9 protein-coding genes are annotated in these 10,625 nt (G+C 72.5%); 8 read left to right on the top strand and 1 reads right to left on the bottom strand.

Annotation, left to right across the window (positions count from 1 at the left end; all coding sequences use genetic code 11):
• Positions 1–184: 184 nt before the first annotated feature.
• Complete coding sequence (locus tag ABLE53_RS05765) at positions 185–379, bottom strand: antitoxin (RefSeq protein ID WP_348857743.1); 195 nt, start codon at positions 377–379, stop codon at positions 185–187.
• 61 nt (positions 380–440) lie between these two features.
• Between ABLE53_RS05765 and miaA the strand changes: the two genes are divergently transcribed.
• From miaA to hflX, 8 genes are all read left to right on the top strand, one after another.
• The gene (gene miaA, locus ABLE53_RS05760) at positions 441–1,379 is read left to right on the top strand and encodes a tRNA (adenosine(37)-N6)-dimethylallyltransferase MiaA (protein ID WP_348857742.1); all 939 of its coding nucleotides are present in this window, start codon (positions 441–443) and stop codon (positions 1,377–1,379) included.
• 106 nt (positions 1,380–1,485) lie between these two features.
• A complete protein-coding gene (gene ggt / locus ABLE53_RS05755; RefSeq protein WP_348857741.1) occupies positions 1,486–3,384 on the top strand; it encodes a gamma-glutamyltransferase in 1,899 nt (632 codons plus the stop codon).
• A gap of 26 nt (positions 3,385–3,410) precedes the next feature.
• Positions 3,411–4,031 (top strand): pyridoxamine 5'-phosphate oxidase family protein, encoded by a 621-nt coding sequence (locus ABLE53_RS05750; protein ID WP_348857740.1) that lies wholly within the window; start codon positions 3,411–3,413, stop codon positions 4,029–4,031.
• On the top strand, positions 4,031–4,879 hold the full coding sequence (gene dapF, locus ABLE53_RS05745) for a diaminopimelate epimerase (RefSeq protein ID WP_348857739.1): 849 nt from the start codon (positions 4,031–4,033) through the stop codon (positions 4,877–4,879). The genes ABLE53_RS05750 and dapF overlap by 1 nt, the downstream gene beginning before the upstream one ends.
• Positions 4,880–4,920: 41 nt before the next feature.
• Positions 4,921–5,697: an SDR family NAD(P)-dependent oxidoreductase gene (locus ABLE53_RS05740; RefSeq protein WP_348857737.1), complete on the top strand. Its 777-nt coding sequence runs from the start codon at positions 4,921–4,923 to the stop codon at positions 5,695–5,697.
• Between the two features lie 68 nt (positions 5,698–5,765).
• Positions 5,766–7,355 (top strand): alkaline phosphatase D family protein, encoded by a 1,590-nt coding sequence (locus tag ABLE53_RS05735; RefSeq protein ID WP_348857736.1) that lies wholly within the window; start codon positions 5,766–5,768, stop codon positions 7,353–7,355.
• 35 nt (positions 7,356–7,390) lie between these two features.
• Positions 7,391–9,040 carry a substrate-binding domain-containing protein gene (locus tag ABLE53_RS05730; protein ID WP_348857735.1) on the top strand — a complete coding sequence of 550 codons (1,650 nt, stop codon included), beginning with the start codon at positions 7,391–7,393 and terminating at the stop codon, positions 9,038–9,040.
• A 49-nt stretch (positions 9,041–9,089) separates the two neighbouring features.
• On the top strand, positions 9,090–10,601 hold the full coding sequence (hflX, locus tag ABLE53_RS05725; RefSeq protein ID WP_348857734.1) for a GTPase HflX: 1,512 nt from the start codon (positions 9,090–9,092) through the stop codon (positions 10,599–10,601).
• The last annotated feature ends 24 nt before the right edge of the window (positions 10,602–10,625 follow it).

Raw genomic sequence — 10,625 nt, 5'->3', positions numbered from 1 at the left:
GCCGACAGCGACGCTCCCGAACACACCAACTCGAACAACCGCGAACGGACCTCAGGCGAACACGCCCTCGTCATCTGCACCACTCCGTCTCACATCAGGAGCGTTGCTTCGACCGCTGGATTCCGCCGTCACCCGGGCGGCGAAGTGTCACGGTGACAGTTTGGCCGGCGGCGGACCGACAGGATCAGGCGCCGTCGTCCATCTTCTCGACGGCGTCCTTGGCCTTGTCGGCGCCGGAGTCGATCTGCTCGGTGTACTTGCCACCGGTCTTGTCGTCCGCGACGCTGGCAGCCTTGTCGATCCCGCCGCTGACCTTGTCGGCACCCACCTTGTCGACGCCGAGGTGGAGCATCTCCTTGGCCTTGTCGATGAAACTCATCTGCCTCTCCTCTGCAGACGGTGGCTCCGCAGCCGGAGCCGTATGACGACACACTAGTCACATGCCCACCGGATCCGACAGGTCGAGCACGGTGGCTCCGATCGTCGCCGTCGTCGGTGCCACGGCGGCCGGGAAGACGTCGTTGTCGCTGGACCTGGCGGAGGCGCTCGACGGTGAGATCGTCAACACCGACGCGATGCAGGTCTACCGCGGGATGGACATCGGTACGGCGAAGGTCCGCCCCGAGGAACGCCGCGGCATCCCGCACCACCTGCTCGACCTGCTCGACGTCACCGAGCCGGCCACGGTCGCGGAGTTCCAGCGCTGGGCGCGCGACGCGATCGCCGACCTGCGTGCCCTCGGCCGGCCGCCGGTGCTGGTGGGCGGCAGCGCGCTCTACACGCGCGCGGTCGTCGACCGGTTCGACTTCCCCGGAACCGACCCCGCCGTACGCACGCGGCTGGAGGCTGAGCTCGCCGAGCAGGGGGAGAAGGCGCTCCACGACCGTTTGCGCGAGCTCGATCCCGAGGCGGCGAGCCGGATCCTGGTGGAGAACGGCCGGCGTACGGTTCGTGCGCTCGAGGTCATCGAGCTCACCGGCCGACCGTTCAGCGCGAGCCTGCCGACGCTGGAGTACGCCGACCCGCACACCGTCCAGATCGGCGTCGACATCGACCGGCCCACGCTGGACGCGCGCATCGCGCAGCGGGTGGACGAGATGTTCGACGCCGGCTTCGTGGCCGAGGTGGCGCGGCTGATCGACCAGGGCCTCCTCGAGGGGCGTACGGCGAGCATGGCGATCGGCTACCGCGAGGTGGCCGCGCACCTGGCCGGCGAGCTCGACGAGGCCGGGGCGCGGGAGCGGACGATCCGGGCGACCCGGCGGTTCGCCCGCCGGCAGGACGCGTGGTTCAGGAAGGACCCACGGATCGTCTGGGTGGCGTACGACGCGCCTGACCGGCTCGAGAAGGCGCTGGCGGCGGTCGCGGCGGTCCGTTGAGCGCCGCGCGCACCGTCGCTGTGGCGGCTGTCGGCGGGGGCTGATAGGACGTTTGCGACACGATCCCGCGGGTCACCGCGGGGTATCCGTCTCTCGGAAGGTAGGCATGCCCCGTCGCATCCCGGCCGTGCTGGCCGCTGCCGCACTGGTCGCCACCACAGTCACCACTGCGGTCACCACGACGCTCACCGGCCCGGCGCAGGCAGCTCCGATGCGCCACGCGACGAACGCGTCGCTGTCGACGCCGTCGACGCGGTCCACGCAGCCGCAGGCAGCGCCGCCGAAGCAGGCGACGATGGTCGGCTACGGCGGCGGCATCGCCACCGTCGACGCCGACGCCAGTCGGATCGGGCTGCAGGTGCTGAAGCGGGGCGGCAACGCCGCCGACGCGGCGGTCGCGGCGGCGGCCGCTCTGGGGGTGACCGAGCCCTACAGCAGCGGTATCGGCGGCGGTGGCTACTTCGTCTACTACGACGCGCGCACCGGGAAGGTCTCCACGATCGACGGCCGCGAGACGGCGCCGGCCGCGATGCCCCACGACGCGTTCATCGACCCGAAGACCGGTCAGCCCTACCCGTTCACCCCCGAGCGCGTCACCAGCGGCATCTCGGTCGGCGTCCCCGGCTCCCTCGCCACGTGGCAGCGCGCGCTCGACCGGTGGGGCACCCGCCCGCTCGCCCGCGAGCTCGCGCCGGCGGCCGCCCTCGCGCGGCGCGGGTTCGTCGTCGACAAGACCTTCCACCAGCAGACCGAGGACAACGCCGAGCGGTTCAGCGCGTTCACCTCGACCAAGCGGCTCTTCCTCCCCGGCGGCAAGGCGCCCGCCGTTGGCAGCCGCTTCCGCAACCCCGAGCTCGCGAAGACCTACGACCTGATCGCTCGCAAGGGGCCGAAGGCGTTCTACGACGGTCCGCTCTCCGGCGAGATCGTCGACGCGGTCACCTCCCCGCCGAAGACCGACGACACCGACCTGCCGATCCCGCCCGGCGTGATGACCCGCAAGGACCTCGCGCGCTACACCACCGTCGACCGCAAGCCCACCCACGTGTCCTACCGCGGCAGCGACGTCTACTCCATCGCGCCCTCCTCGTCCGGCGGCGCGACCGTCGGCGAGGCGCTCAACATCCTGGGCCGCTACGACCTGCGCGACATGAGCGACACCGACGCGCTGCACCACTACCTCGAGGCGAGCGCACTGGCCTACGCCGACCGCAACGCCTACGACGGCGATCCTGCCTACGTCGATGTCCCGCTGAAGGACCTGCTCTCGAAGAAGTACGCCGCCGAGCGCGCCTGCGCCATCTCGCCGACCACGGCGATGAGCAAGCCGGCCGAGGCCGGTGACGTGACGTCGTACGACGGGCGCTGCGATGGCTCCTCGACCACCACCGAGGACCAGCGACCCGACACCGAGAACGTGGAGACCACCAACATGACGGTGGCCGACAAGTGGGGCAACGTCGTGGAGTACACCCTGACCATCGAGCAGACCGGTGGCTCCGGGATCGTCGTGCCCGGCCGCGGGTTCCTGCTCAACAACGAGCTGACCGACTTCACCGCGGCCTACGACCCCGACGACCCGAACCGGATCGACCCCGGCAAGCGCCCGCGCAGCTCGATCTCGCCGACGATCCTCCTCCAGGGCGGCAGCCCGTGGCTGGCGGTCGGCTCGCCCGGCGGCGCCACGATCATCACGACCGTGCTGCAGATCCTCTTCGACCGGATCGACCGGGGGATGACGCTGCCGGAGGCGATCGCCGCGCCGCGCGCGTCCAACCAGAACTCCGCGACCACGACGGCCGAGCAGTCGTTCATCGACGCCTACGGCGACGCGCTCGGCGCCTACGGCCACAAGTTCGCCGCGCCCGGTGACCCGGGCACGCTGGCGGCCGAGATCGGCGCGGCCACGGGCATCGAGTTCGACTCCGACGGCCGGCTCACCGTGGCGGCCGAGCCCACCCGGCGCGGTGGCGGGTCCGCGCTGGTGGTCAGCCCCGGAGGCTGAGCCGGCCGACGCCGTACCCTGGGGGCGTGAGCTGGACCGAGATCACCACCCTCGACGCCCTGGTCGACCTCGTCGGCACGCCTCACCCGCGCGTCGCCAACAAGGGCCACGACCACCTGCACGACGTCGACAAGGAGTGGTTGGCCGTCACGCCGTTCTGCGTCCTCGCGACGGCCGACGCGGAGGGCAGCTGCGACGCCAGCCCCAAGGGGGACCCGCCGGGCCAGCTCGTCCACGTCATCGACGACAAGACGATCGCGATCGCCGAGCGGCCGGGCAACCGCCGCGTCGACGGCTACAAGAACATCCTGAGCAACCCCCACGTCGGGCTGAACTTCTTCATCCCCGGCCGCGGCGACACCCTCCGCGTCAACGGCCGGGCGCGACTGGTCTCCGACGCGCCGTTCTTCGACGAGATGGCGGTCAAGGGCAAGCGCCCGCTCCTGGCGATCGTGGTCGAGATCGAGGACGTCTTCTTCCACTGCGCCAAGGCGTTCCTGCGCTCCGGGCTGTGGAAGCCGGAGACCTGGGAGCCGGAGGCGCACGTCCCGCGGCGCGCCGTGGTCGCCAAGCTGGAGGGCGACGACCGGTCCCCCGAGGAGCTCGAGCGCTACTACGGCGAGCAGTACGCCGCGGGGCTCTACTGATGGCCGGCCCGACGAGCTATGCGTTCCTCAAGGGCCACGGCACCGAGAACGACTTCGTCCTCCTGCCCGACCCCGACGGCACTGTCCACGGCGACCTCGCGGCGGAGCGCGTGCGCGCGCTCTGTGACCGGCGTGCCGGCATCGGGGGCGACGGCGTCCTGCGGGTGGTCCGTACGGCGGCGTACGCCCCGGAGTGGGCCGACCGGGCGGAGTGGTTCATGGACTACCGCAACGCGGACGGCTCCCTCTCGGAGATGTGCGGCAACGGCGTCCGCGTCTTCGCGCGCCACCTCCTCGAGGCCGGTCTCGTGGAGCCGTCCGGAGGCGGCGTCCCGGTCGCGACCCGGGCCGGTCTCAAGATCGTGTACGCCGACGGCGACTCGTTCACCGCCGACATGGGCCACCCGAAGCTGCTCGGCACCAGCCAGATCACCATCGCCCACCACTTCTGGTCCGCGCGCCACGTCGACATGGGCAACCCGCACGCGGTCGCGTTCGTCGAGAGCCTGGACGCGCACGGCCCGGTCGGGCCGCTGCTGGACCCGCCGGTCCACGACGAGGAGGAGTACCCCGACGGCGTCAACGTCGAGTTCGTCGTACGCCGCGGCGACCGCCACGTCGCGATGCGCGTCCACGAGCGCGGCAGCGGCGAGACCCGCTCCTGCGGCACCGGCGCCTGCGCCGTCATGGTCGCGGCCGCGGACGACGACGGCGTCGACCGCTCCGAGGACGTCACCTACACCGTCGACGTCCCGGGCGGCACGCTCCGGGTCACCTGGACCACCGACGACCGCGTCCTCCTCACCGGTCCCGCCGTCATCGTCGCCGAGGGCCAGACCGACCTCTGACCGCGGACCGGCGGACGCCCGACCGCCCTAGAGTGCTGCTCATGGATCTGAGTGGAGCTACCGCAATCGTGACGGGCGCGGCGAGCGGCATCGGCGCGGGCTGTGCCCGGGCGCTCGCGGCGAAGGGGGCGACGGTGATCGTCGCCGACCTGCAGAAGGACAAGGGCGAGGCGCTCGCCGAGGAGATCAAGGGACTGTACGTCGAGGTCGACGTGACCAGGACGGAGCAGATCACCGAGGCGGTCAACCGGGCGGCGGAGGTGGCGCCGCTGCGGGCACTGGTCAACTCCGCCGGCATCGGCTGGGCGCAGCGCACCATCGGCCGCGACGGCCAGATCGAGTCGGCCCACGACCTCGACGCCTACAAGCGGGTCATCGCGATCAACCTGATCGGCACCTTCGACATGGCCCGCCAGGCGGCCACGATGATGAGCCGCTGCGAGCCGGACGAGAACGGCCAGCGCGGCGCGATCGTCAACATCGCCAGCGTGGCGGCGTTCGACGGCCAGATCGGCCAGGCGGCGTACTCCTCCTCCAAGGGCGGCATCGTCGGCCTCACCCTGCCGCTCGCGCGCGACCTCGCCGCAGCCGGGATCAGGGTCAACACCGTCGCCCCGGGGCTCATCGACACCCCCATCTACGGCCAGGGGCCGGAGTCGGACGCGTTCAAGGCGAAGCTCGGCGAGAGCGTGCTGTTCCCGCACCGGCTCGGCGCGCCGGAGGAGCTCGCCAGCATGGTCGTCGAGTGCCTGACCAACGACTACATGAACGGCGAGACGATCCGCGTCGACGGCGGCATCCGGATGCCACCTAAGTAAATCGAGCGTTCCGCGACATGTCACCGCGGTGATCCCGGCCGGTCGGCCGGGATCGCTGCGCTTGAGGCGTGCCTCGGGTTGGACGCCGCACCGCCCTCGTCGCCGGACTCGCGCTCGGCGCGGCTCCGGGACTCACCGCAGCAGGGATCGCCTCGCGGCGCCGGCACAAGCCGGTGTACGTCGCCCGCGGTCGGATCGCCCAGCCCCACGCCGCACGCGCGGGGGACGTGACCACGGACTCGGCGGTCGTCTGGGCCCGCGGCACCGCCGAGGGCCGGCTGATGGTGCGGCTGGAGTCCAACGGCCGCCGGGTCGCCTACCTGCGCGGCGGCTGGGCGCACCCGGGCAACGACTTCACCGGCCGCGTCGTCCTCCGGGGCCTCGAGCCCGGCCGTGCCTACGTCGCCACCACCTGGTTCGCCGGCCCCGACGGCACCACCGGCGAGCCGCGTACGACCGCCTTCACGACCGCGTCGGCCGGGCACCGCCGGCAGAGCTTCGCCTGGTCGGCCGACACCTGCGGCCAGGGGTGGGGTATCAACGACGCGATCGGCGGGCTCACCGGCTACCGCGCCGTCCTCGACCTGCGGCCGGACTTCTTCCTCCACGTCGGCGACAACATCTACGCCGACGAGCCGATGCTGGAGCACACCCACGACGGCCACGGCAACGAGTGGACCAACCGGCTCGACGAGTCGGTCGTGAAGGTCGCCGAGACGCTCGCGGACTTCCGCGGGCGGCACCGCTACGTGCTCGACGACGTCAACGTGCAGGCGCTGTACGCCGACGTACCGACCGTGGCGATGTGGGACGACCACGAGACCCTCAACAACTGGTACCCGGGCGAGGTCCTCGACGACCCGCGCTACCGGATCGAGCGGCGCTGCGACGTCCTCGCCGCGCGCGGGCGGCGGGCGTGGCAGGAGTACATGCCGCTCGCGCCCGCCCACCTCGACAGGGCCGGCAGGACCGGCCGGATCTACCGTCGGATCCCGCGCGGGCCGCATCTCGACGTGTTCTGCCTCGACATGCGGAGCTACCGCGACGCCAACGGGTACGACGAGTCGATGGACCCCGAGCGCGGCATCCTCGGCCGCGAGCAGGCCGACTGGCTGCTGCGCGGGCTGACCCGGTCGCGGGCGACCTGGAAGGTGGTCGCCGCCGACATGCCGCTCTCGCTGGCGACCTCGCACGCGGAGGACCGCGACTCGGTCGCGCAGACCGATCCCGGCCTTCCCCTGGGCCGGGAGATCGAGATCGCGGGTCTCCTGTCGGGGCTCAAGCGGAACGGGGTCCGCAACGTGGTGTGGGTGACCGCCGACGTCCACTACACGGCGGCGCAGCACTACTCGCCCGAGCGGGCGGCCTACACCGACTTCGACCCGTTCTGGGAGTTCGTGTCCGGGCCGATCGCGGCGGGGACGTTCAAGCCGAAGGAGCCGGACGCCACGTTCGGCCCCGAGGTGGTCTTCGCGCACGGCAACACCGACGACGGGCTGACGTCGATGAGCCCGGCGGTGGGCAACCAGTACGTCGGCCAGGTCGAGGTCGAGGACGACGCCAGGCTCACGGTGACGCTCCACTCGGTCGGCCAGGGACGGCTGTGGAGCCGAACCCTCGAGCCCGTGCCCTACACTCCTCCCGCTCGGAGGGCTTGAGGGAGCCCCTCGGAGGGAGCACGAGAGGGAAGCCGGTGTCTGGAGCGTCTGGATCGTCGTCGGGGGAGGAGCGTCAGGGGAGCAGCAGCCACAGCCGCGGCCACCGGTCCGGGCGGCGCCGCGCAGCGGGCCTCGGCACGCTGGCGGGCGTGCTCGGCCTCGCCCTCCTTGCGGGGACGGCGGCCGCCGGCGCGACGTACGCCGTCATGCGCGGCTCGTCCGACCCGGCCGCGGCGGCCGACCGCTGCGCCGGCCGGCCGATCACCGTCGCGGTGGCCCCCGAGATCGTCACCGTCGTCAACCGGGCGGTCGAGGCGGCCGGCTGCACCCAGATCACCGTCACCCCGGCGTCGAGCGCGGCGGTCGCGGCGAAGGTCGCAGCCGGCAAGGGCCAGCCGGACGTGTGGATCCCGGAGTCCTCGCTGTGGCTGACCCAGGTGACCGCGGCGCCGCAGGCGCCGAAGACGCTGGTGCGGTCGGTGGCGGCGTCGCCGGTGGTGCTGGTGGCGGGCAGCGGTACGCCGCCGGCCGACTGGGCCACGGCGCTCGCCGACCCCGGGCTCGACCTCGGCGACCCCCTCACCTCGACCACGGCCGCGACGCCGCTCCTCGGCGCGCTCGGTGACGCGGGCGCGAAGCGGACCGCCGAGCTCGTCGTACCCCTCGCCCAGCGGGCCGCCGACCAGCTCGACCACCTGCCCGCCGACCGCACCCGGCTCGCGACGCTCGTCAGCAGCCGGCGCGGCCTCACCGCGGTGAGCGAGCAGGAGTGGCTGACCGGCGGCAGCGAGCTCGCCGCCGCGGCGCCGAAGTCCGGCACCGTGGTCCTCGACTACCCGGCGCTGGTGACCGCGCCCGCGGCCCGCCGTACCGTCGTCCGGCAGACCACCGGCGCCCTCGCCAGGGCGCTCACCGGCAGGGTGGCGCGCACGGCCGCCGCCTCCGCAGGGTTCCGCGACGCCGAGCTGAGCCCGATCAGCGGCGGCGTCGGCACGGTCCGGGCGCTCCACCCCGACGCCACCGTCACCGACTCCGCGCTGCGACAGTGGGCGACGCTGGTCCGGCCGAGCCGGTTCCTGGCGGTCTTCGACGTCTCCGGCTCGATGCTGTACGACGCCGGCGGCGGCAGCACCCGGATGCGGCTCACGATGCAGGCGGCCGAGGAAGGGCTCGGGCTGTTCCCCGACAGCGCCGCGATCGGCCTGTGGGCGTTCTCGCAGGCCGACGACGGCAAGCTCGGCGGCGACCACGAGGAGCTGGTGCCCATCCGCGCGCTGGGGGCGAAGGTCGACGGCGTGACGCAGAAGCAGCTCATCGGCCGGGCGATCGCGCGGATGCCCGGCCTGGCGGGCGGTGGCACGTCGCTCTACGACACGACGCTCGCCGCCTACAAGGCCGCGCAGGCGGCGTACGACCCGACGGCGTCGAACAGCATCATCCTGTTCACCGACGGCGCCAACGACGACCCCGGCTCGATCAGCGGCTCCGACCTGCTCAGCGAGCTGCACCGCCTCGCCGATCCCGAGCGTCCCGTCCGCGTCATCGCCATCGGCATCTCCGCCGACGCCGACAGCGCCGCTCTCGAGGCCATCGCCCGCGCCACCGGCGGCCAGGCCTACATCGCCCGCCGGCCCCAGGACATCGGCACCGTCTTCCGGGACGCCATCGCCGGGCGAGCGTCCTGAGCGTTAAGAAGAGGCGGCCGCTGGCGGGGCACCGTACTCTTGACCACGTATGACGAACGCACATGACTTCTCCGTCGAGACCGACCTCACCGAGGCGCTCGACGCCACCCGCGGCTGGGACGAGGCCGACGAGGCCCCCGACGCCGCGGACGACGGGTTCGAGTCCGGCTACAGCGACGACGACGACCCCGAAGAGACCATCGGCACGATGGAGCTCGCCGAGCGGCACGCGCTGCGGCGGATCGCGGGCCTGCGGACCGAGCTCGAAGACATCACCGAGGTCGAGTACCGCCAGCTGCGGCTCGAGCGGGTCGTGCTGGTCGGCGTCTGGACCGCCGGCACCCAGCAGGACGCCGAGAACTCCATGGCCGAGCTCGCGCTGCTCGCCGAGACCGCCGGCTCGGAGGTGCTCGAGGCCGTCTACCAGCGCCGCCAGGCGCCCGACCCGGCCACCTACATCGGCCGCGGCAAGGTCGAGGCGATCCGCGAGATCGTCCAGATCAGCGGCGCCGACACCGTGATCTGCGACGGCGAGCTCGCACCGAGCCAGCTGCGCAACCTGGAGGACCGGCTCAAGGTCAAGGTCGTCGACCGGACCGCGCTGATCCTCGACATCTTCGCCCAGCACGCGAAGTCCAAGGAGGGCCAGGCACAGGTCGAGCTCGCGCAGCTCAACTACATGAAGCAGCGCCTCCGCGGCTGGGGCGGCAACCTGTCCCGCCAGGCTGGCGGCCGGGTGGCCGGCGGTGCCGGTATCGGCGGCCGCGGCCCCGGCGAGACCAAGATCGAGACCGACCGGCGCCGGATCAACACCAAGATCGCCAAGCTCAACCGCGAGCTGAAGGACATGAAGGGGACGCGCGAGACCAAGCGCGCCGGCCGCCGTCGGCGGCAGATCCCGGCGGTCGCGATCGCCGGCTACACCAACGCCGGCAAGTCCAGCCTGCTCAACCGGCTGACCGATGCGGGCGTGCTCGTGGAGAACGCCCTGTTCGCGACGCTGGATCCCACCACGCGGCGTACGACGACGGCCGACGGCCGCGTCTACACCATGTCGGACACGGTCGGGTTCGTCCGTCACCTCCCGCACCAGCTCGTCGAGGCCTTCCGGAGCACCCTGGAGGAGGTCGCCGACGCCGACCTGATCCTGCACGTCGTCGACGGCTCCCACCCCGACCCCGAGGGGCAGCTGTCCGCCGTACGAGAGGTGTTCGCGGAGATCGGCGCCAGCGACGTCCCCGAGCTCGTCATCGTCAACAAGGCCGACGTCGCCGACCCGCTCGTCGTGCAGCGGATCCTGCGCGCGGAGCCGCACTCGGTCGCGGTGTCCGCGAAGACGGGTGAGGGCATCGCCGAGGCGCTCCGCGCCGTCGAGGCCGACCTGCCGCGGCCGTCGGTGGAGTTCCACGCGCTGCTGCCGTACGCCCGCGGCGACCTCGTCAACAAGCTCCATCAGCACGGCGAGATCGACAGCCTCGAGCACACCGGCGACGGCACCGTCGTCCACGGCCGCGCCAACGCCGACCTGGCCGGCGAGCTGGCGGCCTACGCGATTTCCTGAGGCGTTTCCCTCAATCCCGCTGCG

The sequence above is a fragment of the Nocardioides asiaticus genome, assembly GCF_040049175.1.
Lineage (GTDB): Bacteria > Actinomycetota > Actinomycetes > Propionibacteriales > Nocardioidaceae > Nocardioides > Nocardioides cheoyonin.
The sequence above is the reverse complement of the archived record's forward strand: the minus strand, read 5'-3'. Positions and strand labels throughout refer to the sequence as shown.